Raw genomic sequence first — 25,342 nt, forward strand, 5'->3', positions numbered from 1 at the left:
GATGCGCCGCCCGTCGCGCGCCCCGCTCGCCTGGCGAACGGGGCGCCCCCGCGCGTCCGGGGCTCAGCCGGCCCAGGCCTGCTCCAGCGCCGCGATGTAGGCGTCGAGCGAGGTGGTCTGCTCGGCCTTCGCGTCCACGACCTTCCCGGCCGCGTCGCGGATGGGCGTGATCACCGGCGGGATGACGGCGATCGTGCGCGGCAGGTTCAGCGCCTTCAGCCGGGCCACCACCTCGTCGCGCCACACCGGGTTGATCCGGGTTGCGTACCTCTCCACGAGCGCCTTGAGCGCCTCCCGGTCGCCCGTGGCCTTGATCCGGTGGAGCTCCGCCAGCAGCGCGCCCGAGGCCTTGCGCCAGGCGTCGGGGTCCTTCACCACGAAGAAGGTCTTGCCCTCGCGCACCTCGACGGCGACGGCGCCCCTGTCCTTGACCCAGCCAAAGGCGATCAGCTCCGCCCGGAGGTGATCCTCCTCGGCCACGTCGCCCTGGGGCACCGACTTGAGCATCGTGAGCTGCGCCATCGCCGCATACGCGGGGAACACCCGCGCGCAGCCGGCGTCCGGAAGGAGGCCTATCTCCACCGTCTTCGGATCGCCGGTCAGCCAGTCGGCGACGCGCTCGGCGCGGCTCTCTTCCAGGGCCGCGTAGTAGGGGGCGAGGAGCTCCGCCGGATCGGCCCGGAGGTCCGGGTTCACCTTGCCCGAACCGTGGCCGGTGACCTCGTGGAAGGCAGTCCCCGCGAAGCTCAGGTGCCGCGCGCAGCGGCGGATCTCGGCGCGCACCTCCTCCGGAGCGAACTCGTCGATGGTCCTGTCCGAGGTGAGCGCCGCGCGGGTGTCCATCGTGGAGAGGACGACGAAGTTCTTCGAGCCGTGCTTCTCGCGGATCCGCTGGGCGTTCGGCAGGTTCACGCCCCCGAACGTGAACGGCCCGCCGTCGCCCGTGGCCGCGATGGCGACGACCGCCCCGGCCGCGGGCACCTGGAAGGCGTCGCGCCGCCACTTCGCCTCCCAGGGCATCTTCTGCTCGAAGTACTGCGCGCTCCTCGCGAGCGCCTGGAGCGGCGGGTCGCGCTCCGGATCGGCGATGAAGACGAGGCCCTCGAAGCCGCCCTTGCGCGCGCGGACATCGTCGTACGTCTCGATGAAGCCGAGGATGTAGTCGACAGGGAAGACCTGCTTGAGCCAGGCGACGTCGTGCTCGGTGAACTCGGCCGGCTCGCCCGTCCTCAGGTACGCGATGAGGTGCCTGAGCGGCTCCTGCTGCGCGGGCGGCGCGAGCGCGAGGGCGTCCTCGAGGTGCTTCACCACCCGGCCGAGCTCCTTCGCGCCCACGCCGGGCGGCGCGCCGCCGCCGCCGGCCCGATAGACCTCCTCGACGAGCTTGCCGCCCTTCTTCACGATACGGCCGTTGAGCTCGTACTTCTCCTTGAAGTTCTCGAGGTCCTTGCTGCTCACCCCCTCGTAATGGTTGGCCGCGGACTCGAGGATCGGGTCCTTGCCCTTGTCCGGGGTCTTGTTGGTGACCACGGGCGCCACCTTGGGGTCGAAGAGCCCCGCGAGCAGATCCTTCGGTATCGTGATGTTCAGCGCCCTGGCCGCGCCCTCCAGCTCCTGCTGAGAGAAGGGCGGGACGAGCTTCTGCCCCGTGCGCCCGTCGTGGATCCCGTGATGCAGAAAGAGCATCTTCCGGAAGAGCGAGAGCCTGTCGCGCAGCGCGGGATCGAGCCTGTCCTTCTGCGCGAGGAGCCGGATCATGAGCTCCGTCGCCGGCCAGCCGTACCTGGAGGTCTGCATCGTGTACAGCGGATCGCCCGCGAGCGCCGCCTGCGCGAGGTGGTAGGCGAGCGCGCGCTGCCCGGCCGTGAGCCTGTCGAAGCCGCGGGGGGCGTACGAGGCCGCGGTCACGCCGCCGACCTCCTCGAGCACCTGGACGGCGCTCCCGGGCGCGGGCGCCGCGCCGCCAGGCGCCGCCGCGCTGCCAGGCGCCGGCGCTGCCGCCGCCCCGCTCGCAGCCTGGGCCGCGGGCGGCGGGGGCGGCTCGGCGGACGGCGGGGCCGCTGAGCAGGCAGACTGGAGAGCAGCGCACAGGGCGAGGGAGAAGACGGGGTGCTGACGACGCATGGCGACGATCCGTAGCCAAAGCGCAGGTCGGCGAGAAGGCCGTCGCGGGCCGCGCTGGAGGTTCGTCGCGGACGGGCGTGGTGGACGCGTGGACGCGACCCGGCGAGGTCCCCTGCCCCGCCCGCGTCGCCCCGGGGACAGCGGCGCAGGGCGCCCGCGCCGCTGCCTCTCTCAGGATCTCTCAGAAGAACGAGTAGATGGCCAGCTCGAGGCGCTCGTTGGTCGCTGTCACGCCGTCGGCGAAGGTCTGCTCCGAGTGCTGGAACGAGAGCCCCGTGCGGACGGCCGGCGTGACGTCGATGAACACGTTGCCGTCGATGTAGCGCGACTCGTGGTAGGCGGTCCGGAGCGCGCCGTAGCCGTTCTCCTCCGTCACCCGGTCGTTCCAGCCCTGGGTGTAGTTGCCAGAGATGGAGATGCGCCCCGAGGGGGGCAGGTAGTACTGGAGCCCGACAACGAACCCCTTCCAGCCGATGGTCTTCAGGTTGCCGTTCGCGTCGTAGACCACGAGGCCGTTGTCGATGCCCGGCGCGTAGACCGCGCCGTCAGGGAGCGCCGGCTGCGGCACGTTGCCCGCGACGCCGACGATGTCCGCGATGCCCGTGCCGGCGAAGAACGAGCCGGTCAGCGTCAGCGCATTGCCAGGCTCCTCCAGCGCGGTGACCGGGATGATGGGGACCACCGCGTCGACCGAGATCCCGTAGCCGTCGGCCGACCTCGACGCGACCGGGGCGGCGGAGAACTCGGGGACCCGGAAGTGGCGGTAGATGCCCGAGACGCCGATCGTCAGCGGGTCGAACAACATGCCGGCGGCGCCGAGCGTGTGGATCCCCTTCCAGTCGTTGATGCCGAAGCGCAGGGCCGCCTGGAGATCCGGCACCTCGGCGTCGCGCTGCGGCGGCTTGACGGCGGCCGCGGCGATCTCGAGGTTCACGGGATCGGTCTTGAAGGTGTGGCCGACGCGGAGCTGCGGCATCCGACCGAAGACCTGGTTCATCACCGGGAAGAAGGACACGGTGGCCGGGAAGAAGAACGGCTGCCACCCGAACAGGTGATAGAACTGGCCGATCATCAGATCGACGTAGTCCGACTCCACCTTGATGTTGGCCTGACGCAGGCGGAAGGTGCCGCTGCTGACGAGCGACGCCTCGGAGACGGTGGGCGGCTGGTTGCCGAAGAAGTCGAGCTCCAGGTTGGCGGTCGTCTTCATCCCCGCGAACTCGGGCGCGCTCGCCCTGATGCCGAACCTGGAGTTCCGCGTCGTGAAGTGCGTGCGGCCGTGCGAGCCGGCGTAGGTGTCCTCGCGCTGGATCACCGTGGCCCCCACCGACTCGCCGAAGCTCTGGGTGGAGTCGTGCATGATGTTGAACTCCGCCATGCCGTACACCGTGGCCTTCCACTTGGAGGTCACGGGGACGGCGGCCGGACCGGCGGGCTTCGTCACCTCGGCGGGGGGCGCCGGCGGCGGCGCCGCGGCCGCGAGCGGGGCGCCCGGGGGCGGCGGCGGCGTGGCCGGCGCCTGCGTGCCCGTCGGGAGCTGCGTCATGCCGGCGTCCGCCGGGGCGGGCGTCGCCGCCGGCTCGGCCGGCGCAGCGGCGGCCGGCGGAGGCGCCGCGGCGGGCGGCACCTGCCCGCCGGCGGGCGCGGGGGCCTGGGCGTGCGCGGCCGCGGCCACGAGGAAGATCGACGCACCGAATAGGTTCGCAACCTGCGATGGATTCATGTTCGAAGCCCCTGGATGTTCAATGGCGCCGGGGATGCCCCATGAGCGCCGTAAGGCATTGATTTAATTACGGTTTTACGTCACGCCGCGCGGGGCGTGCCGCGGGCGCAGGTCAGGCTTCCCCGGCGGCGCGCGCCGGGGTGGGAACGACGAGCTGTGATCGCGCCTCCTACGCGCGCTTCACGTCGGGCGGCACGCGTCGCGGAACGCGCGGGCGCGGGCGACGAGCTCCTCGCGCCGCCCCTCGCGCAGGAGCTTGAGATCCACGAGGTTGCCGCCGACGCCGACCGCCACCGCGCCCGCGGCGAGGAAGGCGCCGATGTTCTGCAGCGTGGCGCCGCCGGTGGGCATGAGCGGGATGTGCGGCAGGGGCGCCTTGAGCGCCTTGAGGTACGAGGGGCCGCCGAGCGCGTCGCACGGGAACACCTTCACGACGTCGCCGCCCGCCCGGTGCGCCGCCACGACCTCGGTGGGCGTGAGCGCGCCGGGGGCGTGGACGACGTTCATCGCGCGGCACGCCTGCGCCGTCGGCACGTCCAGCGCGGGGCTGACGACGAAGCGCGCCCCGGCCTCGACGCACGCCTCGGCGGTGCGGGCGTCGAGCACGGTGCCCGCGCCGACGAGCGCCCGCGCCCCGTGGAGCCCGGCGACCTCGCGGACGACCTCCACCGCGCCGGGCACGGTCATCGTGATCTCGAGCACGTCGATGCCGCCCTCGAGGAGCGCCTCGACCGCCGAAAGCGCCTCCTCGGCCGAGCCCGCGCGCACGACAGGGACGATCCGCGTGCGCTCGATCCAGCCGAGCACGTCCTGCTTGCTCATCGGTCCACGCGCCTGTCCGCTCGCCTGACCACTCACGGTTCCGCTCATCGATCCACCCGCGCCGTTCCCATCTTCATCGCCTTGAGCACCTCGTCGAGGGTCGCCATCGTCGTGTCGCCGGGCGTCGTCATCGCGAGCGCGCCGTGCGCCGCGCCGCAGTCGACCGCCCACTGCGGCCCCTTGCCCGTGAGAAGGCCGTAGATCAGGCCCGAGGCGAACGAGTCGCCGCCGCCCACGCGGTCGTAGATCTCCAGGTCCTTGCGCTGCGGCGCCTGGTAGAGCTGGCCGCCCTGGTACAGCACCGCGCCCCAGTCGTTGCGCGTCGCCGAGGTCGCCACGCGCAGGGTGGTCGCGACGGCCTGGATGTTCGGGAACGCCGCGATGACGCGCTGGATCATCGCCTCGAACGCGCCGACGCTGAGGTTGGCGTGCGCGTCGTCGAGGTCCTCCACCTCGAAGCCGAGGGCCGCGGTGAAGTCCTCCTCGTTGCCCAGCATCACGTCGACGTACGGCGCGAGCGCGCGGTTGACCTCCCGCGCGCGGGCCTGGCCGCCGATCGACTTCCAGAGCGACGGGCGGTAGTTGAGGTCGTAGGAGACGACGGCGCCGTGCCGGCGCGCCGCCTCCATGGCCTCCTTCGCCACGCCCGGCGTCGTCTCGGAGAGGGCGGCGAAGATGCCGCCGGTGTGGAACCACCGCGCGCCGTCGCGGCCGAAGATCGCGTCCCAGTCGACGTCGCCGGGCTTGAGCTGCGACGCGGCGGTGTGGCCGCGGTCGGAGGTGCCGACAGCGCCGCGGATGCCGAAGCCCCGCTCGGTGAAGTTCAGGCCGTTGCGCACGGTCCGCCCCACGCCGTCGTGCGGCACCCAGCGCACGAGCGAGAGGTCCACCCCGCCCTGCATCATGAGATCCTCGATGAGGCGGCCGACCGGGTTGTCGGCGAGGGCGGTCACGACGGCCGACCGGAGCCGGAAGCAGCGGCGGAGGCCGCGGGCGACGTTGTACTCGCCGCCGCCCTCCCACGCGTTGAAGGTGCGGGTCGTCGAGATGCGGCCGTCGCCCGGATCGAGGCGCAGCATGACCTCGCCGAGGGAGACGAGGTCCCAGCGGCACGTGGCAGGATCGCGGAGCGTGAAGGACATGGCTTATCGTAGGGGCTCGGGGCGCGCGGCAGAACAGCGGGGTCGAGGTGGAGAGCTCCGGGGGGCGCCGGGGGCCCCGGAGCGGCGATGAGGCTCGCCGGGAGCGACGATCATCGGGCACCTCCGGAGGCGCGGGCCGCCTCGACCTCGGCGGCGGACGGGCCCGTGTACCCCTTGGCGCCGGCGCCCTTGGTCTCGACGATCGGCCGGCCGTCGCGGTCGAACTTGACAAGCTCGGCCCTGGGTCCCGCGGCCGTCGGCCAGAAGTACCAGCGCGCCTCCATCCAGCCCACGCGGGCGGCCGGGCCCTCGGTGGGCGCGCCCGTCGCGCTGAGCTGGGCGGGCCGCGTCTCGCGGTAGCCGGCGACGGAGGCGTACGGGGGGGCGTTGAGGGTGAACTGCGTCGCCGCGATGCCCGCGAGCATCGCCAGGCCGCCGGCGACGATGACCGCCTGCGGCACGCGCCGCTTCGGCGTGACCGGCTCGACCCGCGGCAAGAGGAGGTGCAGCACGAGCAGCCCGACGAGGTACAGGCTGCCTGCGAGCATGAACGGCAGGGCGTACGAGCCGGTGAGCGTGAGCGACCGGGCCACGAAGATCTGGAAGAGCGCGCCGCCGACGACGCCGAACGCGGTCTTGATGCCGACCACCGTCGCCATGGCGGGGCGAGGGAGGGTGTCCGAGACGAGCGTGTAGAGGTTGCTGCTCCAGCCCTGGTGCGCCGCCGCGGCGAGCGAGATGATCGCGACCGCGACGTACACCGACGGGATGCCTCCGACGCTCGGTCGATCGACGAGCTGCCCGACGGCCATGACGGGCGCCGCGCAGAGCGCGCAGGCGAGCATCGCGAGCTTGCGCGACGTGCCGACGGAGCGGCCGCTCGCGATGAGCCTCGACGAGAGCCAGCCGCCGCCGATCGCGCCGACGTCGGCGACGATGAACACGACGGGGATCGCGTAGGCCATGAACGTCGGCGTCAGCTTGAACTCGCTGACGAGGAACTTCGGCAGCCAGGTGAGGTAGAACCACCACGGCGCGTCGGTGAAGAACTTCGCCATCGCGACCGCGTAGACGGGCCGCATCCCGAACACCTCGCCGACGCCGAGGGCCTCGGTCGACTCCTTCGCGTCGGAGCGGATGTGCGCGAGCTCCTCGGGCGAGACCTTCGGGTGCTCCTCGGGGCGCCGGTAGAAGCGCGTCCAGAAGAAGATCCACACGACGCCGACCCCGCCGAGGGTGAGGAAGCAGGCGCGCCAGCCGTACGCCTCCGCGATGCGGATCGCGAGGAGCGGGGCGAGGATGGCGCCCACGTTCGAGCCGCAGTTGAACAGCCCGGTCGCGAGCGCCCGCTCCTTCTTGGGGAACCACTCGGCGACGGTGCGCACGGCGGACGGGAAGTTGCCCGCCTCGCCGACCCCGAGCAGGAAGCGGATCGCGGCGAAGCCGCCGAAGCTGCCGACGAAGGCGTGGGCCGCGGAGGCGATGTTCCAGAGCAGGAACGTCAGGCCGAGCCCCTTGCGGGTGCCGACGCGGTCGATCCAGCGCCCCACGAACACCATGCCGAAGCCGTAGGCGAGCAGGAAGCTCACGTTGATGAGCGCGAGGTCCGTCGGCCCGAGGCGCAGGTCGCTCTCGAAGAACGGGACGAGCAGCGAGAAGAGCTGCCGGTCGAGGTAGTTGATCGTCGTCGCGAAGAAGAGGAGCGCGCAGACCGTCCAGCGCACGCGGGTCATGGTGCCGGCGTTCGCCGGGGCTGCGGGGGATGCGGCGGTCATTGGTTGACTCCGGAGGCGAGGAAGCCGCCGTCGACGGCGATGCTGGTGCCGGTGATGAAGCTGACCGCGTCGGAGCAGAGGAAGAGGGCGGCGCCGATCAGCTCGATGGTCTCGCCGAAGCGGCCGAGGGGCGTGCGGGTGAGCAGCTCCTGCCCGCGCGGGGTGCCCTCGAGGAGGGCGCGGTTGAGGTCGGTCACGAAGACGCCCGGCACGATGGCGTTCGTGCGGATGCCGTCCCTGGCCCACTCGGCCCCGAGGCTCCTCGTCAGCGCCAGCACGGCCGCCTTCGACGCGCCGTAGGCCGCGACCTCGTGGAACGCGACGAAGCTCGACAGCGAGGCGATGTTGACGATGCGGCCCCGGCCGCTCTCCTTGAGGGGGGCGTGGAACGACTGGCAGGCGCGCAGCATGCCGGTGACGTTCGTGTCGAGCAGGCTGCTCCACTCCGCGTCGGCGACCTCCGCCGTCGGCTTGCGGAAGGTCCGGCCGGCGCAGTTGACGAGGATGTCGACGCCGCCGAGCACCTGGACGACGCTGTCGCGCAGGGCGTCGAGCGACGCGCGGTCGCCGACGTCGCACGTCGCCTCGACCGAGCGGACGCCCCGGGCGCGGATCTCCTTGGCGACCGCGTTCGCCCGGTCCGCGCGGGTGCCGGAGGCGACGGTGTGGACCCCGGCCTCGGCGAGGCCGAGGGCGATCGCGCGCCCGATCCCGGAGGTGCCGCCGACAACGACGGCCGTGCGGCCCGCGAGTTCGAAGAGGGTCGTCATGCTCCCAGCCACTCCCCGGCGATGCCGCCCATGAGCGCCCGCGCGTCGCGCTGGATCTGCGCGTCGGTCGGCGGGACGGGCATCGCCTCATAGCGTCGCGTCAGCGCGCGGGCGATCGATCGCCGCGAGTGACGCCACTTGTAGATGAGCTGATCGAGGACGCGCGCGTCGGAGTGCTGCGGCACGAAGGTCGGCCCGAGCATCTCCAGGCGCATCATGGTGGTCTCCTCGATCAGGCTCGGGTTGTTCATGAACCACCAGCAGCCGAACGGGAGGACGTTGGCGAACTTGCGCGCCACGACGCAGAGGCCGTGCGCGTTCTCGCGCGCGAGCGTCGTGACGAGGAAGCGGACGTCGGGGTTCTCGGCGGCGAGCCGCTCGAGCGGGACCAGATCGGCGGTGCTCACGCCGTCGCCGGCCACGCCGAGGCGGGGGTTCACCGCGCGCCGGACGCCGATCATCATCGCGAACGGCAGGTCGTGCTCGCGGCACGCGTCCAGCACGGCCCGGGGCGGGGCCGAGACCTCGTTGACGGAGATCGCCAGGTAGCGCGGCCGCATGCGGGCGATCCACCGGTCGAGCTCGGAGGCGAGATCGTTCGACGAGACGAGGCGGTCGAGGCGCAGCGCCGCGTGGAACCGCGGATCGGCCCCGGCGCCCGCCTCCCAGACGGCGCGCTCGGCGGCGTCGGTCGGGTCGTTCGTCATCGCGAGCGCGCTCACCCCCGCGAGGCGCAGCACGTCGTCCACGTGATCCTCGACCCGGCGCGCGGCGAAGAAGGCGCGCGCGTCGCGCAGGTCCGGCGCGGCGGGGTCGAGGCCGAACGCGTCGAGGACGGTGGCGACGCCCGATGCGGCCTCGGACAGCGGCGAGCGGCGGACGAAGAGCGCGTCCCACACGAGGTCGGCCTGCGCGGCCTTGTCGCGGGCGAAGAACGCCTCGGGCGTGACCTTCGGCTCGGCGCGCAGGGTCTCTGCGACGAGGTAATGGTAGGTCAGGAGCTCGTCGACGCCCCAGAGGTTCATCGCGCCGAACCCGGGCGCGAACAGGTGGGTGTGCAGATCGATGATGGGCGCGGCGTCGACCGCCTTGGCCACGCGCTCGGCGAGGGTCATCTCGGCACCTCGGGGGTACGGTCGTCGTTCGGATCGGCCCAGCGCTCGTTCGGCACGGTGGCGCACCAGCCCGGGCGAAGCGGGTCCTTGTCGTAGGGATACGAGCCCAGGCGCCGGTACTCCTCGGCGTAGTGGGCGAGCTTGTCGCGATCGAGGCGGACGCCCAGGCCGGGGCCCTCGGGGACGCGGATCCGGCCGTTCTTGTACGGGAGCGGGCCGCCGCGGATCACGTCGTCTTTCAGGTGGTGGTAGTGCGCGTCGGCGGCGAACGAGAGGTTCGGGATGACGGCGCCGAGGTGGAGCATCGTCGCGAGCTGCACGCCGAGCTCGCCCGAGGAGTGGACGGCGACGCCGAGGCCGAACGTCTCGCAGATGCCGGCCGCCTTCACGCAGGGCCGGATGCCGCCCCAGAACGTCGTGTCGAGCAGGATGACGTCCACGGCCGTGTCCAGCACGTTGGCGGCGAGCTGCTCGAAGTTGACGACGACGGTGTTGGTGGCGAGCGGCATCCGCACCTTCTCGCGGGTGCGCCGCATCGCGTGCAGGCCGAAGACGGGATCTTCCAGGTAATCGTTGTTGAGGTCCTCGATCGCCTGTCCGAAGCGGATGCCCTGCTCCGTCGACCAGACGGCGTTCGGATCGAAGCGGATGCGGTCGCCCCCGACGGCCTCGGCCACGGCGCGGTAACACTCGAGCTCGACATCGGGGTGGAACACGCCGCCCTTGAGCTTGTGGGAGGTGAACCCGTGCTTCTTCTTCAGCGCTCTCGCCTCGTCGGCGAGCTGCTTCGGCGTGCGCACCTCGCCCGAGCCGTCGGCGTTCGGATAGCGGAAGAAGAGGTAGGAGGCAAACGGGACTTCGTCCTGGAGCTTGCCGCCGAGGATGTCGTGGACCGGCACGCCCCAGGCCTGTCCGATCAGGTCGAGGCAGGCGAACTCGAGGGCGGCGAGGATCTGGGTGCGGTTGTTGTAGAGAGAGGCCGTCGGGTTCGCGATCTTGAACCGCATCTCCTCGAGGCGGGCGGGGTCGTGGCCGACGAGGTAGGCCTTCATCGCGCGGAACACGGCCTCGGCCGACTCGCCGCCGCCGCCCATCTCGCCGAGGCCGATGAGGCCGCTATCGGCCTCGACCTCGACGATCGTGCGCACGAAGCGGCCCCAGTGACAGCCGTTCGCGTGGCGCAGGGGCGCCTCGAGCGGCACGGTGACGGTGGTGGCGCGGATATCGACGATTCTCATGCAGGACGGCACTCCAGGGAGCTCGGGCTGCCGGCGTGAAACGACCGGCCTTCGCGGACCACCAAAGACATCAATCGCTCGGAATTGCAATCATCACTGCATGAGTCACCGACGGATGGGCGGCGACCTTCTCCCGTTGATGCGACCCAGCGACCGGCTTTCCCGTCAGGGCATCAACCCGTCTTCAGCTCTCCTGTGTGCATCGACAAAAGCATCCCGATCGGCAGCGATCACGTGCCCCGGCCCGTCGCCGTTCGAGCGGCTGCGCCTCGCAGGGGCCCGAGCGGTGGCTGTAAAATTTCAACAAGCTCGCACGCACGACGTCTTACGTACGGCGCCGAGGAATTCCCGCACCCTGGCGAACTGATCACGCATCGCGCTCCGAGGCGCGCGGAGGCTGACGCCTCGCCGACCACGCTGCGCCGTTTCGCTGGAGTTTCAAAGTTTCGGCGAGCGCATCGGAGCGCCTCCCGGGCGGCGGCCGTGGATCAAAAAAAGCGCTTGTCGTGATTGATCGGGACGCCGAGCCGACACTAGGGATGTGAGCCGCGCTCACTCACCGTCGGCACGCCGCTGGGCCTCGCCATCGCTCTCGCGTTCGTGGTTCCTTGCGCCTGACGGATGATCTTGCGCTGCCCTCGCGATCGGAGAACCCCATGCACATGCCCTGGCACCCTCGATTCACCGCCAACTTTTCCGCGCATCGGCTCGTCGCCCGGGTGGCGCAGATCGCGGCGCTCACGGTGGCCTGCAACGCTGGTCCGGAGACGCCCGGGAGCGGTGTCGGCGGCGGCGGAGCGGGGGGAACGGGCGGAGACGCGAGGCCTGGGCCGAGCAGCTCGCGGGCGGGGGCAGGTGGCGCCTCGACGTCGTCGGGCGCTGCCGGGGGTGAGGACGAGGGGGACGACGGTGAAGCGGGCGGCGGAGCGGGGGGCTCGGCGGGGTCGGCCAGCGTGGCTGGCAGCGGTGGTGGGGGGTCGGGCGGGATGGGGCCGCTGCCGGACATCACGATCTGGATCGCGGGCGACTCCACGGTCGCCAACGGGCAGACCCCCTGTCCGGCGGGCTGGGGCGGTCCGTTCGACGCGCTCTTCGACGATCGCGTCACCGTGGTGAACAGCGCCGTCGGCGGCCGGAGCGTGCGCACCTGGCTGTACCAGGTGAAGACCGTGATGGACAGCGACGGGGAGTGCGAGCTCGAGCGCGACGCGAGCGGCGAGCCGGTGCTGCAGGACCGGTGGGTCCGGATGCTCGACGGCATGAAGGCGGGCGACTACCTGTTCATCCAGTTCGGCATCAACGACGGCTCGCGCACCTGCGACCGGCACGTGGGGCTCGACGCCTTCAAGAGCAGCTATGGAATGATGGCCCGCGCGGCCGAGGAGCGGGGCGCGAAGCCCGTGTTCGTGACGCCCGTGAGCGCGATCTCCTGCAGCGGCAGCGCGGCCCGGGGGACGCGGGGCGGCTACGTGACGGCGACGCAGGAGGCGGGCGCGGAGCACGGCGTGCCGGTGATCGATCTGCACGAGCGCAGCGTCGCGCTGTACAACGCCCTGGGCTTCTGCCCGGTCCCCGGGGGCGACGTGAGCGCGACGACGAGCGGGCCCGTCGGCGAGTTCTTCTGCGATGATCACACGCACTTCGCGCGCTCCGGCGCGGCGCAGATCGCGGGGCTCGTGGCCGAGGCCATTCGCGAGCAGGCGATCGGCCTGGCGGCGTACCTCGAGTGAGGCCGCGCCCGCGGGGCGGCTTCAGAGGCCGATGTCCTCGCGGATGGCGGCGACGATCTTGCAGTGGTTCACGAGGTCGTCCGTGGTCTTGACCTCGCTCGTGTAGTTGAGGCCGTAGGGCCAGAAGTGCTGGGTGTCCGCGTGCACCACGTCGGCGTCGTTCCCGGTGATGGCCCTGAGCTGGCGGGTCGCCTCCGGGCCCGTGAAGATGCCGTCCACCACCAGGGCGCCGAACTCCCTGCTGCCGACCCCCACGGTGTGCCCGATCTCGTGCATGGCGGTGATGTGGTTCATGGAGCTGGGCGCGCCGAACCGGATGGATCCGTTGACGTTGCCGTCGGCCGTCGCGACCGACGGCTCGTAGGAGACCCGCAGGCTCTTCTCGATGCTCGTGTGGCAGTTGTAGTACGAGAGCGCTTCATCCATGGCGCTCGTGATCATGTCGTACGCGGACTGCTGCTCTGCCGTCGGCGTGGGCACCGTCGCGAGCGTGTAGGTGATTCCGCCCATCCCCACGCAGCCGGTCTCGTCGCCGCCGGTGCCTGCGCCGCCGGTGCCTGCGCCGCCGGTGCCGCCGGGATCCGCGCCGCCGGTGCCGCCGGGATCCGTGCCGCCGGTGCCGCCGGGATCCGCGCCGCCGCTCCCCTCCGGGTTGCCGCCCGCAACGCCATCACCGCCAGCGCCGCTGCTGGCCGAGGTCTGTCCGCCGGCGGCAGCAGCGCCGCCGCTCCCGCTCGCGACGCTGCTGCCGCCAGGGTCCGCAGGGCTGTCGCCCGAGCCCGTGCACGCGACGGGACCGGCCGCCGCGAGCGCGAGGAAAAGGATGTTCGTCGCCAGTTGCCTCAGCATGTCTCGTACTCCTTCCAGGGAAGCTTGCATCATCGGTCCAGGCCCGAAGGGCACCCGTGGCCGCGCGCGCTCGCCCGCAGCCGGCGAAGCCGCGCCATCGCCCTCTCACCGGCGGGGCCAGGGGTCAATTCGCGGCTGAGGGCGGTGACTGGGCCGGTAGCTCCGGCGGAAGATTGCGGGGCGACCCGACCCAGGTTGCGGGGCGACCCGACCCAGGTTGAGGTCACTGACCCAGGTTGAGGTCACTGACCCAGGTTGAGGTCACCGACCCAGGTTGAGGTCACCGACCCAGGTTGAGGTCACCGACCCAGGTTGAGGTCACCGCCGACCCAGGTTGAGGTCACCGACCCAGGTTGAGGTCACCGCACCGGGCCGGCCGGGAATGGCGGACCACGTGGCGCCTGGCGGCCGCCACCCACGGCACGACACACCTCAGGTTGGGGCAGAAGGGTAGCACCGGGACAGGCGGATCACCTGGCGGCCGCCACCCACGGAGCGTGATAAATCCTCGAAATCATTCGTCATGACCCCGGCAAGTCGTCTGTCGGCGACGCGACTCAAGTTCGGGGTCGCAGGGGCAGCAACCCAAGTTCGGGTAGCAGGAGGAGCAAAGGCAGTGACGTATCAGCTGGTGGCCGCCACCCCTGGCACATGGCAACTCCTCGAAATTACTTGCCACAACCCCTGGCACGGCACTTGTCAGTGTACGCCGGCCATGAGCCAACCCCGCGAGATCGCTCCAGGCGCTACCTACCTCATCACCCGTCGCGTCCTGCGACGACATCTCCTCCTCCGACCCGACGCAGCCATCACCCAGCTCCTGGTTTACGCGCTCGCTGTATCGACCCGCCGCTACGGTATCGAAGTCCACGCGCTCTGCGCGATGTCAACGCATCTGCACCTCGTAGTGACCGATGTGAATGGCGTCCTGCCTCGCTTCCTGCAATTTTTCCATCGCATCGTCGCGCTCGGCACGAAGGTGCTCCGTAAATGGGAAGGGCCGGTATGGGATCACGAAGCCACCAGTGTGGTGCGGTTGCTTACACGAGCGGCAGTGGTGGAAAAAATCGCGTATGTCATCGCGAACCCTGTAGCCGCCGGCCTCGTCCGACATGCGCGCGAGTGGCCGGGCGCCAAGGTGGATGCGGGCGAGATCGGTCATGGCCTGCTGCGCGCGGCGCGCCCCGCGACGTACCTCGACCCGGAGAACCCACAGTGGCCGGACGAAGTGACGCTCCCGCTCGCGCTGCCGCCCGGCATCGAGCATGACGGCGCGGAGCGCTTTCGTCGTGATGTCGCCGCCGAGCTCGAGAGACAGGAAGCTCAGGCGCATGCGGAGATGCAGCGGCAGGGACTCCGTTTCTTGGGAGCCGAGCGAGCCAGCACGGTCTCCCCTTACGAGCGTGCCACGAGCTTCGAGACACTGCGCGATCGCAATCCGACGTTCGCGGTCGGTCGTGAGCAGGGTGACGCATGGCGAGTCGCTGGTGCCGCTGTACGAGCATTTCGCGCGTCGTATCGCGCGGCGCTCGAGCGGTGGCGCGCCGGCGTGCGCAGCGTTGTATTCCCATCGGGGACGTGGTGGATGCGCACGTTTCATGGCGTGAACGTGACCGAGATCGTGCCCACGATGTAGGCGCTTCGCGGGGGCGCGACACAGTCAGGTGGGCAACCGCGAGCGACGGATTCGACGCGTCGCCATGGGAAACGTTCGTCTTCAAAGCGCGGAGCGGGCGGCAGATCCTTCACACGGCGGCGCGATGGATGAGTCGAGCGCGTACGAAGCGGCGTATGAGCGAGTTGCTGTAAGCGCAATTTGATCGAGGGGGCCCCCAAACCCGGGGCCGGTCGCCACCGGTCGGATGGCCCAACCTGATCAATCCAACCACGATCAGGTCGGCGGCTCCTCCGGCTCCTTAACCCGGGCGGCTGGGCAGCTGGGTGGTTGGGCGGCTCGACTGACCCGGGTCGGGGCGGCTGGCAGCGGCTCAACCTGGGTCGGGGCGGCCGGCGGCTCAACCTGGGTCGGGGCGGCTGCTCGACTGACCCGGGTCGGGGCGGCTGGCAGCCGCTCAACCTGGGTCGGGGCGGCTGCTCAACCTGGGTCGGGGCGGCTGCTGGGTCGGGGCGGCTGCTCAACCTGAGTCGGGGTGACGGTGAATCCCAGCGCCTCCACGCTCGCGCAGGCCTCGCCGTCCCAGCCGAGCCGCGAATCCAGGCGCACCTCGCCCGCCTCGAGTCGGGCGGGCAGCGCCATCAACGCGCCGACCTCGACCGCCTCGAGCTCGGCACCAGCGTCGCCCGCGAAGGGCGGGCAGAGCACCCGCCCGTCCGGCGCGAGCGCAAGTGCGGCGCGCGGTAGCTCACCGAGCGCGGCGCCGAGAGCGGCAAGGTCGCGGCCGATGACGCCGGGCGCGGTGTCCGCGGGCCAGATCCAGACCGCGATCCCCGGCAGGTCGGCGACGCAGGCCGCCGCCGCGCGCTCGGGCGGCAGCGCGAGGCCGCGCGTACCGAGGCGCGAGGCCGCCACCGCTGCGACAGCGAGCCCTGGTGGGGCGAGCGTCAGCGCCGCGAGGCGACCCAGGTTGCGGTTCGCCGCGGTCCGCCGCACGGCAATCCCGGCCAGCTCGTCAGGCCGGTCGTAGACGAGCTCGACCTCGCGCTGCACCGCGACGTGCGGCGACGTCTGCGCCGCCGCGGCGAGCGCCCGCTCGCGCGCCTCGCCGTCCGGCGCCGGTCCGCCGCTCCTCTCCGGACGCGGCGCGGTCTCCTCGATCTCCAGGCGCTCGCGGAGGAGCTGGGCCACCCGCGCGGGCAAGCCCAGCGAGCCGAGCGCCCAGGCGGCGGAGAACCAGTCGACCGGCACCGCGGGCCCCCCGAGCGCGAGCGCCTCCGCCGTGGCGCGATCCCAGGCGGCGAGCGCCACCCCGAGCGGGTGCCCGAGCTCGCGAAAGATCGCCCCCGCCTCGTCGAGCGCCGCCGCGGCGCCAGGATCGCCGAGGTCCCGCAACGCCCGCCCGATCGCCCGCGCGGCGTAGGCCATCCAGGTCCGGAGCGGCGGCGCCGCGCGCTCGGCGACGTCGCGGGCGGAGGTCGCCAGCGCAAGCGCGTCGTCGGCGCGGCCGAGCTCGAGGGCGAGCTCCGAGAGGAACGTGAGCGCGCGGGCGCGGCCGAACGCGTCGCCGAGGCGCGCGCAGAGCCACTCCTGCCGCTGGAGCGGGGCGCGGGCGCGCTCGAGGGCGCCGAGCCCGAGCGCCGCCGCGCCGAGCTGGCCGCAGGCGATCGCCTCGCCCACGGCGTCGCCGCGGCGCCGGTGGAGCTCGGCGGCATGCTCGAGCAGCGCCTCGGCCGCGCCGTACGCGCCGAGGGCGACGTACAGCGTGCCGAGCGAGTTCAGGATCTGCGCCCGCTCGCCGAGGAACGGCTCCGATCGGCGCAGGGCCGACAGCAGCGTGCGCTGCGCGGCCGCTGCGTCGCCGAGGAGCCGCTCAGCCGTTCCGCGGTAATGGTCGGCGACGACGGCGACGCGCCGGCCAGGGTCGCCCGCGGCCGCCACGGCGCCGAGCTCGACGACGGCGGCGCCGCAGGCCGACCGCGCGTCGCGGCGCATGCGCGCGAGCGCCGCCTCGCACCGCGCGAGGTCCCGGGCCTCCGCCTCATTTTCACGGTCGAACGCGGCCGCGGCGCCGTCGAGGTGCACGACCGCGGCGTCGAGCGCGCCTTCGCGCAGCGCGAGCGCGCCGCGCCCGAACCCGAGCGCGGCCGCGCGGAGCGCGCCCCCGGCAGGCGACTCCGCAGCATCGCCGGCGGCGCTGAGCCGCTCCTCAAGGTGGTCGAGCTCCGCGTGGACCTCGGCGGCCGGCGCGCTGCGCAGCAGCCGCGGCAGAGGCGACACGCCGTCGATCGGGTCAAGCGGGAGCACCGCGCTCCTCCGACTCCCCCGCCGCCTCATCGGCCTCTTTCACGCCCTCGCCCGCGCTCCTCCCCGCCCCGCGCGCGAGCTCGTGCAGCGCCGCCTTCACCGCCTCGATCGACAGCTCCGGCCGCGCGGCGCGGATCCGGGCGACATGCGCGGTCACGTGGGGCGCCGCGAACGAGGTGCCCGTCCACCGCCGCTCGCCGCCGCCGGGCGCGGGCGCGAGCACCTCGTCGCCGGGCGCGAGGATCTCGTGGTCCATCGTGAGCTCGCTCCGGAGCGCCTCGGGGTCACGGAAAGGCCCCCGGCCGACGCCGATCAGCGACTTGAAGCGCCCTGGATACGTGCGGAACGCCGCCGCGTTCGGGCCGGCGGCCACGAGCACGACCTCCGCCGTGTAGGCGGCGTCCGCGACCTCGTAGAGCTCGACCAGCGACCGGTGGTCGCCGGGGCGGAGCGGCGCGCCCTTCGGGATATCGATGCCGAGGCTCAGGTTGACCACGGAGAAGCGCTCGCGGACGCAGAAGCGCAGCGCGGCGATCAGCCCGTCGCGCGAGCACCGCCCGTCCTCGCCGAGCGCGCGGACGCTCGTGATCTCCGCTCCCGGCGCCATGCGGTGGACGATGCCCGCGCACGCGGTCCCGTGCCCGCTGACGTCCCCCGGCGCGCACGGCGCCACGTCGTGCGCGGCGCCGCGCCGGATCAGCGCGACGTGCCGCAGCGCCGCGGCCCGCAGCGCCGGGTGCGACGCGTCGACGCCGGAGTCGACCAGCGCGACCCGCACGCCGTCGCCGCGGCGCTCCATCGGGCGCGCGGCCTCGCCTCGCGCGCCGCCCGGTCCTGCCGGAGGGGCCGCGGTCACGCCGCGCTCCCCTCCCCCTCCCCGAGCAGCCCCTGCGCGCCGCCTGCGTAGGCGTCGATCCGCGCGAGCAGGTCGAGCGCGAGGCGGGCCTCGGCCTCGCCGCGCTCGGCGAGCCGCCCCACCACCGCCGCGAGCTCCAGGCGCCGGCGGTACTCGGGCGTGAGGCGGAGCGCGTGGATGTGCCGCTCGAGCGCGGCGCGGAGCGAGGTCGGCGGCGGGGCCGCCCCTCCTGGCGCCGGCGGGGCTGCCCCTCCCGGCGCCGGCGGGGCCACCCCTCCCGGCGCCGACGGGGCCGCCCCTCCCGGCGCCGGCGGGGCTGCTCCTTCTCGCACCGCCGGACCGGCCCCGTCCCGGGTCGGCTCGCCCGCGCTCGCCGCCGCCTGACCTGGCGCCTGCGCGAGCAGGTCGGGCATCGCGCGCGCGAAGAGCTCGAAGACGACGCGCTCGGTGCGGAACGACTCCACGGTGAGCGCGAGGACCTCGGCGAGCCGCTCGGCCATGTCGAGCTCCCGCCCTCCGAGCGGCGCGTCCCACGAGAAGAGCGCGGCGCCGCCCACCGTCGCCGCGCCGACGCGGATCGGCACGAAGATCGCGGCCGCCGGCGTGGAGGCCAGGAGCGGCCGGAGCGGCGCGATCATCGGGTCGCCGTCGGACAGCGCCACCGCGTGCCCGCCGCCGCCGCCGAGCAGGTACGCGAACGGGGTGCCGCTCGGCGGGAACTCCGCGCCCGAGGGGCGGAAGCCGGCCGCGTCGGCGACGACGGGGACCGTGAGCCGCCCGAGCGCCTCCATCTCGAGCGCCACGAGCGCCTCCGAGCACGGCACCGCGAGGCAGGCGAAGCGCAGGTGCTCGCCGAGCCCGCGCACGCGCGCCTCGACTGCGCCGAGGAGCGCCGCCGACTCCACGGTCGAGAGCAGGTCGCGCAGGCGCGCGGTGAACGGGGCGAGCGGCGAGCGCAGCGCGTGCGGGAGGGGCGCGACGGCCCGGCCCGGGGCGGGCGGTACGCCCGGCGCGGAGCGATCGGCGAGCGGCATGGGGCGGCGATGCTACCTCCGGAGGGCGCCGGAGCGAACCGCCATGACGCCCGCCGGCCCGCCGAAAGCCAGACCCCCGCCGCGAGCCGCGAGCCGCGAGCCGCGAGCCGCGAGCCGCGAGCCGCGAGCCGCGAGCCGCGAGCCGCGAGCCGCGAAGATCGCCGCCCGCCCGCAAGATGCCCTCCGGCCGCGACGCGAGGTTCCGGTTGACGTGCTGCGCCCCTCTCCTAGCATGCAAGGGCATGCGGCTTTCCGGCTGCCCCGCGCACCGTCCGAGGCGATTGTCCGCGCGCGCGGCGCAAGGGCCGCGGTCCACGGCCGTGAGGCCCCTCGCCCCGGCGCGGGCGCGATGAGCCCGCCTCTCCGGGAGCGGCGGCGCCGCCTCGCCGTCGTGCTGTGGGGTGTCCTCGGCGTCGTGGCCGTCCTGGTCGAGGCCATCTATCGCCTCGGGACGTTGGCTGTTCGCATCCTGACAACGCACGCATTCACAACGGGCCAGCTCATCCTGCTGGCCGCGTGGACGGTCGTGATCGTCTATTTCGAGGGATACCGGGGCTTTCAGCAGCGCTTCTCGCCGCGGGTCGTCGCGCGCGCGCTCCACCTCGCGGAGCACCGGCGGCCGCTCCACGTCGCGCTCGCGCCGCTCTACTGCATGGCGCTCCTCCACGCGACGCGCCGCCGGCTGATCGCGACATGGGCGCTCATCGCGGGCATCGTGGCGCTCATCCTGCTCGTGCGGCAGATGCCCGCGCCGTACCGCGCGATCGTCGACGCGGGCGTCGCGCTCGCGCTCGCCTGGGGGACCGTCTCCATCCTCGTGTACCTCGCGCACGGGCTCGCCGGCCGCCCGCTCGGCGTCGCGCCGGACGTACCGGAAGCTGCGTCCCGGCCCACGGGCGACGCGGAGGAGCTCGCCCGTCAGGCAGTCCAGGCGAGCGGCCCCTTCGAGCCGTGAGCCCGACAGGCAAGCGCGCTCTCACCGCGCTGCCTGAAACACGACGCAGACGAGCGATCTATCCCTGCAGGGCGTGATGCCCATGCGAGCGGGCAACCTCCACGAGCAGAGCAACTCAGCCGACGAGCGAACAGCCCCTGCGCTGGAGAGCCGGACCCAACCGCAACATCGCCCAGCGCCTTCCGAGCGGGCGAGCGTCCGCGCGATATGCCCTGAGCCGAACCGCGTGGTTGTCTCACGTGTGGCCTTCTGGCCATCACCTCCGTTGCCTCGATCCCCGGCAACGCGCTATTTGTAAATACCCTTTGCAGCTCGCCTGTGGCGCGTTGCCTCGCGCGATGGGCGCCGACGCATGAGCGAGCGCGCTTCCCGAGGCGGCCTGCGGCCCATGAGCGTCCCTTGGCCCGGAACATGCTTTGGCAAGCAGCACTCGCGGAGAGGGCTCCAGCGAGACCGACTGCGCTCCGAGGAGCGCGCACCGGGGCACCGTGCAGAACTCGAGCAGCCGACAAGAACCCTCCGAGATGAAAACGGAACTCACCGACGAGCTCGTCGTGCCTGTCGTCGCCCAGGAGCTGGAGGTGAAGAAGCGCACCGTCGAATCCGGCCGCGTCCGCATCACCAAGGAGGTCCGCGAGCGGGTCGAGGAGGTCGAGGAGCCGCTCGCGCGCGAGCGCGTCTTCGTGGAGCGCGTCGCGATCGATCGGGTGGTGACGGAACCGCCCGCGACCCGTCAGGAGGGCGACACCCTGATCGTCCCGGTCGTCGAGGAGGTGCTCGTCGTCGAGAAGCGCCTGGTGCTCAAGGAAGAGCTCCGCATCACCCGGGTCCGCTCGGTCGAGATGAGCCCGCCGGAGCACGTCACGCTCCGGAGCGAGGACGTGCGCGTCGAGCGCGTACCCCCACGCGAGCGCGACGGAGCGTGAGAGTTTCGTCGCGGGCCCGGCGTCACGGGCCCTGAACCGCAAACCCCACCTCGCGCGCGGCGCGAGGGGAACATGGCCGATGAGGCCGTGAAAGGCATGGAGGTCACATCATGAACAACAGCGAACGATCCGTGTCCCCGTCCCAGCGTTCTCAGCAGATCAGCAAGTCGCAGCAGACGACAAGGACCGCCACCTCGACGGCGAAGACCAACGAGCTCCGGGCCGACGTCCTGCAGGAGCAGGTCGCCGTCCCCGTGATCGAGGAGGAGCTCCAGGTCGGCAAGCGCGAGGTGAACCGCGGGGGCGTCCGCGTGTCGAGCCGCCTGGTCGAGCAGCCGGTCGAGCAAGACGTGATGCTGCGCGAGGAGCACGTCCACGTCGAGCGGCACCCCGTGGACCGGCCGGTCCAGCCGGCCGCGCTCGACACCTTCCAGGCCGGCACGGTGGAGCTCGTCGAGACCGACGAGGAGGCCGTCGTCGCGAAGAAGGCGCGCGTCATCGAGGAGGTCGTCGTCAGCAAGGCGGTGACGCAGAGGGCCGAGCAGATCCGCGAGACGCTGCGCCACACGGAGGTCCACGTCGAGCCGGTCAGCGCGACCCAGCGCGGCAACGGGATGAGGGGCTACGAGCAGTACGACACCGAGTTCCGGAATCACTACCAGGCCGGCGCGTACTCGAAGCACGGCTATGCCTACGAGCAGGTCGCCCCGGCCTACCTGTTCGGCTACCAGCTCGGGACGTCCCAGAACTTCAAGGGACACGACTGGTCGACCATCGAGATGGAAGCGGGCAAGGCGTGGGAAGAGCGCAACCCCGGCACCTGGGAGCAGATGAAGTCGGCGGTGCGCCACGCCTGGGACAAGGTCTCGGGCAAGGCCTAGGGCCGCGGTCCTCCGCAGCGCCGAGCGCGAACGGGACCGAGCAGACAGGAGGCGCCGTGGGCTCGTTGCTCTCGGCGCCTCCTGGCGTCTCCGGGGTGCCCAGGGCGTGGGCCGCTCATTCGCTCTTCCCGGGCACGAAGCGGAGCGACTCGAGGCGCAGCAGCTCCCCCGAGCCGCCCTTTGCCCTCAGGTAGACCTCGTGGGAGCCGGCGGCGCTCGCCTTGCACGTCACGGTCGTCCAGGTCTCCCAGCCGCCGGTGGCGGGGACATCGCAGGTCGCGACGCGGCGGCCGCCCGCCAGCGGGTCGAGCCATACCTCGACGGCGCCGCCCTTCGCGCTGGAGGCCTGCAGCTCGATCTCGACCGACGCCACGCCGCCGCTGCCCAGATCGACGCTGCCGTACATGGCCCAGTCGCCGTCCTCCAGGCCGCCCAGCACCGGCCCCGCCGACTGGCTCGACACGACCTCGGTACCGGACTCCTGGTCCGGCTCCGCGGCCGGGATCGCGGTGAAGCCGTCGCGGTACGTGAACAGGTCGAAGTCGGCGCTCGCGCTCCTGGCAAAGACGCCGGCCTGGCTGCCGACCCAGCCGTTGTTGACTGTGTCGTAGTCCTCGAGCGCGCTGATGTCGATCGGCTCGCCCACCTGGGTCCAGGTCAGGCGGTCCGTGCTGAACCAGCCGGTGGCCTCGTGGTCGTTGCCGTGCACCAGCTTCAGCCAGAGGGTGCGCTCGGCCGGCGCCGGGGCATCGAAGCTGATCTCGGTGGCGTCCACCGCTTCATAGGCGCTCTCGTCGGCGTTGAGGACGGGGACGACCGACCGGAACGAGAAGCGGATCCGGTCTTCTGCGTCCGCCCGGACGCGCGCCACCGACACCTCCTGGCTGATGGGGTGCATCCACGTCGGGAACGCCATGAGATCCTGCTCCGGGACGGCGTTGCCCAGGCGAACGCCGGCCGCGTCGCCCTCCGCCTCGGGGGCGAAGTCCATCCTCACGACCATCGCCTTGGCGTGCAGCGCGTCCTTCTGGATCGCCCACCGCGTCTCGCCCGCCGCCGGCTTGAGCCGGAGCCACCCGGCGCGGTCGGTGACCGAGGTGCGATCGGACGGCATGTTGCCGTAGAAAGTCCAGGCCGGTGAGAGCTCGTCCCCGGTGAACTCGTCGTTGACGGGCAGCAGGAACGGGATGTCGCTGGGCGGCAGCGCCGGCGCCGGCGCCGGCTCGCCCAGGCGACCGTTCACGACCGGGACCCCGGCGCCGCTCGCGTCGTCGATCCAGGTCACCTGGCTGAGCAACCCCTGCCGGCCCAGGCCACGCCGGTTGTTGTCGCACTCGTAGGAGTGGGAGAAGACCCACCACGTGCCGTCGGCGATCTGGAACGGCGCGGTGCTGTGCTGCGCGCCGCTGAACGGGGCCTCTCCCTTGAGGACGCTGCCCAGCGGCGTCCAGTCCTCGGGGTTGCTGCTCAGCGTGGCCGAGCGCCACCCGTACTGCTCGCCGCCGCACCCCGTGTGGGTCGAGTCGAAATAATAGTAGAAGCCGTTTCGCTTCGTCATGGTGGGCCCCTCGGCCCAGTTCTCCTCGACCGCGCCGTCGGGGTCGGCCGCGGGATCACCGCAGCCCCCGTTCTCCACGTCCCAGTTGACGAAGCTGAGATCGATCGACTCGCCGCTGAGCTGCCCGGTCTCTGGATCGATCTTCTGGAGCAGGTTGACGCCGAAGTTGTTCACCTCGCCGCCCGTCACTCCATTCCATTTGCACTGCCCCGCCTTGACGACCAGGTACGTGGTCCCGTCGTCGTCGACGAACACCGAGTCGTCATAGCCGGTCCCGCGGTCGAACGAGACGAGCTCCGGGTCCTCTCCGGGCGGCGTGTAGGGGCCCACAGGCTCCACGTGGACGGGCTCTCCCCAGGGCCCTGCCAGGCTCTCGGCCTCCGCGAAGTACTGGTTGAAGCTGACGGCGAAGTAGACCCTGTAGCCGGAAGCGACCTTGACGATGAAGCCGCCCCACGTCCCGCCCCCCGCCGAGGTCGAGGTCTCCAGGCCGGACCACGCCGGATCGACGACCCGCGACACGCGCTCCCAGCGGATGAGATCCCGCGAGTGCAGGATCTCGACGTAGGGTGAGATGTTGAAGCTCGAGCCGGTGATGTAGAAATCGTCCCCCTCGATGTAGATGTTCATGTCCGGGTGATCGCCGGGCAGGATCGGGTTGAGGTACGTGGACTGGGGCTCGCCCGGCCAGCTCGCTGTCTCGAAGGCGGCGGTCAGCGTCTTGTCCCCGTCCACCATGACCTCCACGACGTCGTCCGCCTCGCTCGCGGCTCCGCTCCATCCCGTGAAGTCGGCGCTCGGCGCGGGTCTGGCGGTCACGGTCACCACGGTGCCGGCCCTGTGCCGGTAGGTTCCGGGCGGAGGATCGGTCGTCCCGTCCCCCTTCGCCTCGATGGTCAGGGGATATTCCAGGGGCGATATGTGCTCGTCCCCTCCGCAGGACATGGGCAGGGACCCGATCAAGATCATCGCCGTGACGAAAGCGCTTTGTTTTCTCATGGTCATGTCCTGAGTCGCTCTGGCCGCCAATCCCGGCCACGAGGACCTCTGGCGGGTGCGCATGACGACCCGTGCAGCCTTTCCGATCCAAAGGACGAACGCGGGCGCACTGTGAACGTTCACACAACGGGTGTCAATTTCCATCGCGACGGGCGCGAGGTCGTCCGGCTGGCCGGCGCGGCGGAGCGGCCTCTGCGCGATCGAAGTCGCTGCCACCTGGCCAGTGCTCCACCCTCTCCACGCCCGACGGTCTGCACGAGCCAGGTTGGCCCCGACGGCGGGATCTGCCGCAGGTCCACGCCGCCCACGGCGATCGCGCCCGACGACGGCTCGTCGAGCCGCAGCAGCAGGCGCAGGAGCATCGATTTGCCGCGGCCGGATCGGCCGCAGATGCCGACCACCGCGCACCACCTCCTCCAACGGTCGAGCGCGGCTGTGCGCGGAGCCATCGAACGGGGTCGACCGGACCATCCAGGCGCCGCCGCGGCGCGTCCCCCTCGGAGTCGGTCGAACGGCGGGGCGCTCGAATTCGCCGTCGTTCTCGCCGCGTCCTCGCTCAGCCCCTTTCCATGTAGCCCTCGGCCCATTTGTCGAGAATCTCGGCGGGGGTCATGGTCGAGATGTCGTGAGAATGCTTCACCTCCCAGCCTCGCATCTTCCCACCATGGTATCTCGCGGAGAAGACGAGCTTTCCGCTATTGACGAGATGCTGGACATAACCGTGCACCTGAGGCATCTTTCCTGGTGAAAACACGGCAAAATTCCTCAAGGCATTCGCATCCAGGTCATCAAAAATGCGGCACAGGATCTCGAACGGCAGGTCGTCGGTATAGTAACTCGGCGGATGATTCATATTCTTGGCCCTTTGCATGGGTACTGCGATGAACGAACGCAGCCCTGCCGCGAATCTAACAGAAATTACC

The 25,342-nt window shown here is 71.9% G+C and carries 20 protein-coding genes; 5 read left to right on the forward strand and 15 right to left on the reverse strand.

Annotated elements, in window-relative coordinates:
* Positions 1 to 63: 63 nt before the first annotated feature.
* The 8 genes from WME76_RS24260 to WME76_RS24295 form a co-directional block, all read right to left on the reverse strand.
* Positions 64 to 2,124 carry a dipeptidyl-peptidase 3 family protein gene (locus WME76_RS24260; RefSeq protein WP_437954656.1) on the reverse strand — a complete coding sequence of 687 codons (2,061 nt, stop codon included), beginning with the start codon at positions 2,122 to 2,124 and terminating at the stop codon, positions 64 to 66.
* Between the two features lie 181 nt (positions 2,125 to 2,305).
* Complete coding sequence (locus WME76_RS24265; RefSeq protein WP_437954657.1) at positions 2,306 to 3,847, reverse strand: hypothetical protein; 1,542 nt, start codon at positions 3,845 to 3,847, stop codon at positions 2,306 to 2,308.
* A 180-nt stretch (positions 3,848 to 4,027) separates the two neighbouring features.
* Complete coding sequence (locus tag WME76_RS24270; RefSeq protein WP_437954658.1) at positions 4,028 to 4,669, reverse strand: bifunctional 4-hydroxy-2-oxoglutarate aldolase/2-dehydro-3-deoxy-phosphogluconate aldolase; 642 nt, start codon at positions 4,667 to 4,669, stop codon at positions 4,028 to 4,030.
* Between the two features lie 44 nt (positions 4,670 to 4,713).
* The gene (locus WME76_RS24275) at positions 4,714 to 5,811 is read right to left on the reverse strand and encodes a PfkB family carbohydrate kinase (RefSeq protein WP_437954659.1); all 1,098 of its coding nucleotides are present in this window, start codon (positions 5,809 to 5,811) and stop codon (positions 4,714 to 4,716) included.
* A gap of 110 nt (positions 5,812 to 5,921) precedes the next feature.
* On the reverse strand, positions 5,922 to 7,586 hold the full coding sequence (locus WME76_RS24280; protein ID WP_437954660.1) for an MFS transporter: 1,665 nt from the start codon (positions 7,584 to 7,586) through the stop codon (positions 5,922 to 5,924).
* Entirely contained in the window at positions 7,583 to 8,356 is a 774-nt protein-coding gene (locus tag WME76_RS24285) for an SDR family NAD(P)-dependent oxidoreductase (RefSeq protein WP_437954661.1), read from the reverse strand. Before WME76_RS24285 ends, WME76_RS24280 begins: the two co-directional genes overlap by 4 nt.
* A complete protein-coding gene (locus WME76_RS24290; protein WP_437954662.1) occupies positions 8,353 to 9,471 on the reverse strand; it encodes a hypothetical protein in 1,119 nt (372 codons plus the stop codon). Before WME76_RS24290 ends, WME76_RS24285 begins: the two co-directional genes overlap by 4 nt.
* A complete protein-coding gene (locus WME76_RS24295) occupies positions 9,468 to 10,709 on the reverse strand; it encodes an enolase C-terminal domain-like protein (RefSeq protein WP_437954663.1) in 1,242 nt (413 codons plus the stop codon). Before WME76_RS24295 ends, WME76_RS24290 begins: the two co-directional genes overlap by 4 nt.
* Positions 10,710 to 11,365: 656 nt before the next feature.
* Between WME76_RS24295 and WME76_RS24300 the strand changes: the two genes are divergently transcribed.
* A complete protein-coding gene (locus WME76_RS24300; RefSeq protein WP_437954664.1) occupies positions 11,366 to 12,439 on the forward strand; it encodes a GDSL-type esterase/lipase family protein in 1,074 nt (357 codons plus the stop codon).
* A 21-nt stretch (positions 12,440 to 12,460) separates the two neighbouring features.
* On the opposite strand, the gene WME76_RS24305 is transcribed toward WME76_RS24300, so the two are convergent.
* Complete coding sequence (locus WME76_RS24305) at positions 12,461 to 13,288, reverse strand: hypothetical protein (protein WP_437954665.1); 828 nt, start codon at positions 13,286 to 13,288, stop codon at positions 12,461 to 12,463.
* Positions 13,289 to 14,003: 715 nt separating this feature from the next.
* Between WME76_RS24305 and WME76_RS24310 the strand changes: the two genes are divergently transcribed.
* Positions 14,004 to 14,924, forward strand: coding sequence for a transposase (locus tag WME76_RS24310; protein ID WP_437962154.1), 921 nt, complete (start codon positions 14,004 to 14,006; stop codon positions 14,922 to 14,924).
* A gap of 459 nt (positions 14,925 to 15,383) precedes the next feature.
* Here WME76_RS24310 and WME76_RS24315 read toward each other — a convergent pair whose 3' ends face one another.
* Genes WME76_RS24315 through WME76_RS24325 form a run of 3 tightly spaced genes read right to left on the reverse strand, consistent with a single transcriptional unit; the run spans position 15,384 to position 19,100 of the window.
* On the reverse strand, positions 15,384 to 17,210 hold the full coding sequence (locus WME76_RS24315; protein ID WP_437954666.1) for a hypothetical protein: 1,827 nt from the start codon (positions 17,208 to 17,210) through the stop codon (positions 15,384 to 15,386).
* Entirely contained in the window at positions 17,197 to 18,066 is an 870-nt protein-coding gene (locus WME76_RS24320) for a S8 family peptidase (RefSeq protein ID WP_437954667.1), read from the reverse strand. Before WME76_RS24320 ends, WME76_RS24315 begins: the two co-directional genes overlap by 14 nt.
* Positions 18,063 to 19,100, reverse strand: a complete 1,038-nt coding sequence (locus WME76_RS24325; RefSeq protein ID WP_437954668.1) for a hypothetical protein — start codon at positions 19,098 to 19,100, stop codon at positions 18,063 to 18,065. The genes WME76_RS24320 and WME76_RS24325 overlap by 4 nt, the downstream gene beginning before the upstream one ends.
* Before the next feature lie 349 nt (positions 19,101 to 19,449).
* Between WME76_RS24325 and WME76_RS24330 the strand changes: the two genes are divergently transcribed.
* The 3 genes from WME76_RS24330 (at position 19,450) to WME76_RS24340 (ending at position 21,862) form a co-directional block, all read left to right on the forward strand.
* Positions 19,450 to 20,055, forward strand: coding sequence for a hypothetical protein (locus WME76_RS24330; protein ID WP_437954669.1), 606 nt, complete (start codon positions 19,450 to 19,452; stop codon positions 20,053 to 20,055).
* Positions 20,056 to 20,579: 524 nt separating this feature from the next.
* The gene (locus WME76_RS24335; protein ID WP_437954670.1) at positions 20,580 to 20,981 is read left to right on the forward strand and encodes a DUF2382 domain-containing protein; all 402 of its coding nucleotides are present in this window, start codon (positions 20,580 to 20,582) and stop codon (positions 20,979 to 20,981) included.
* 110 nt (positions 20,982 to 21,091) lie between these two features.
* On the forward strand, positions 21,092 to 21,862 hold the full coding sequence (locus WME76_RS24340; RefSeq protein WP_437954671.1) for a YsnF/AvaK domain-containing protein: 771 nt from the start codon (positions 21,092 to 21,094) through the stop codon (positions 21,860 to 21,862).
* Positions 21,863 to 21,977: 115 nt separating this feature from the next.
* On the opposite strand, the gene WME76_RS24345 is transcribed toward WME76_RS24340, so the two are convergent.
* The 3 genes from WME76_RS24345 to WME76_RS24355 form a co-directional block, all read right to left on the reverse strand.
* Positions 21,978 to 24,419 (reverse strand): family 43 glycosylhydrolase, encoded by a 2,442-nt coding sequence (locus tag WME76_RS24345; protein ID WP_437954672.1) that lies wholly within the window; start codon positions 24,417 to 24,419, stop codon positions 21,978 to 21,980.
* A gap of 119 nt (positions 24,420 to 24,538) precedes the next feature.
* Entirely contained in the window at positions 24,539 to 25,006 is a 468-nt protein-coding gene (locus WME76_RS24350) for an ATP-binding cassette domain-containing protein (protein WP_437954673.1), read from the reverse strand.
* Entirely contained in the window at positions 24,976 to 25,290 is a 315-nt protein-coding gene (locus WME76_RS24355; protein ID WP_437954674.1) for a hypothetical protein, read from the reverse strand. The genes WME76_RS24350 and WME76_RS24355 overlap by 31 nt, the downstream gene beginning before the upstream one ends.
* Positions 25,291 to 25,342: the final 52 nt, after the last annotated feature.

Origin of the sequence: Sorangium sp. So ce119 (assembly GCF_051524405.1) — a bacterium.
GTDB lineage: Bacteria > Myxococcota_A > Polyangia > Polyangiales > Polyangiaceae > Sorangium > Sorangium cellulosum_G.

Bases quoted from the DNA above. Each gene is read 5' to 3' on its own strand.
- WME76_RS24285 (WP_437954661.1), bottom strand. From the start codon at position 8,356: ATGACGACCCTCTTCGAACTCGCGGGCCGCACGGCCGTCGTTGTCGGC.
- WME76_RS24355 (WP_437954674.1), bottom strand. From the start codon at position 25,290: ATGCAAAGGGCCAAGAATATGAATCATCCGCCGAGTTACTATACCGAC.
- WME76_RS24275 (WP_437954659.1), bottom strand. From the start codon at position 5,811: ATGTCCTTCACGCTCCGCGATCCTGCCACGTGCCGCTGGGACCTCGTC.
- WME76_RS24350 (WP_437954673.1), bottom strand. From the start codon at position 25,006: ATGGGCCGAGGGCTACATGGAAAGGGGCTGAGCGAGGACGCGGCGAGA.
- WME76_RS24290 (WP_437954662.1), bottom strand. From the start codon at position 9,471: ATGACCCTCGCCGAGCGCGTGGCCAAGGCGGTCGACGCCGCGCCCATC.
- WME76_RS24335 (WP_437954670.1), top strand. From the start codon at position 20,580: ATGAAAACGGAACTCACCGACGAGCTCGTCGTGCCTGTCGTCGCCCAG.
- WME76_RS24270 (WP_437954658.1), bottom strand. From the start codon at position 4,669: ATGAGCAAGCAGGACGTGCTCGGCTGGATCGAGCGCACGCGGATCGTC.
- WME76_RS24260 (WP_437954656.1), bottom strand. From the start codon at position 2,124: ATGCGTCGTCAGCACCCCGTCTTCTCCCTCGCCCTGTGCGCTGCTCTC.
- WME76_RS24340 (WP_437954671.1), top strand. From the start codon at position 21,092: ATGAACAACAGCGAACGATCCGTGTCCCCGTCCCAGCGTTCTCAGCAG.
- WME76_RS24295 (WP_437954663.1), bottom strand. From the start codon at position 10,709: ATGAGAATCGTCGATATCCGCGCCACCACCGTCACCGTGCCGCTCGAG.
- WME76_RS24310 (WP_437962154.1), top strand. From the start codon at position 14,004: ATGAGCCAACCCCGCGAGATCGCTCCAGGCGCTACCTACCTCATCACC.
- WME76_RS24325 (WP_437954668.1), bottom strand. From the start codon at position 19,100: ATGCCGCTCGCCGATCGCTCCGCGCCGGGCGTACCGCCCGCCCCGGGC.
- WME76_RS24305 (WP_437954665.1), bottom strand. From the start codon at position 13,288: ATGCTGAGGCAACTGGCGACGAACATCCTTTTCCTCGCGCTCGCGGCG.
- WME76_RS24300 (WP_437954664.1), top strand. From the start codon at position 11,366: ATGCACATGCCCTGGCACCCTCGATTCACCGCCAACTTTTCCGCGCAT.
- WME76_RS24280 (WP_437954660.1), bottom strand. From the start codon at position 7,586: ATGACCGCCGCATCCCCCGCAGCCCCGGCGAACGCCGGCACCATGACC.
- WME76_RS24330 (WP_437954669.1), top strand. From the start codon at position 19,450: ATGAGCCCGCCTCTCCGGGAGCGGCGGCGCCGCCTCGCCGTCGTGCTG.
- WME76_RS24345 (WP_437954672.1), bottom strand. From the start codon at position 24,419: ATGAGAAAACAAAGCGCTTTCGTCACGGCGATGATCTTGATCGGGTCC.
- WME76_RS24265 (WP_437954657.1), bottom strand. From the start codon at position 3,847: ATGAATCCATCGCAGGTTGCGAACCTATTCGGTGCGTCGATCTTCCTC.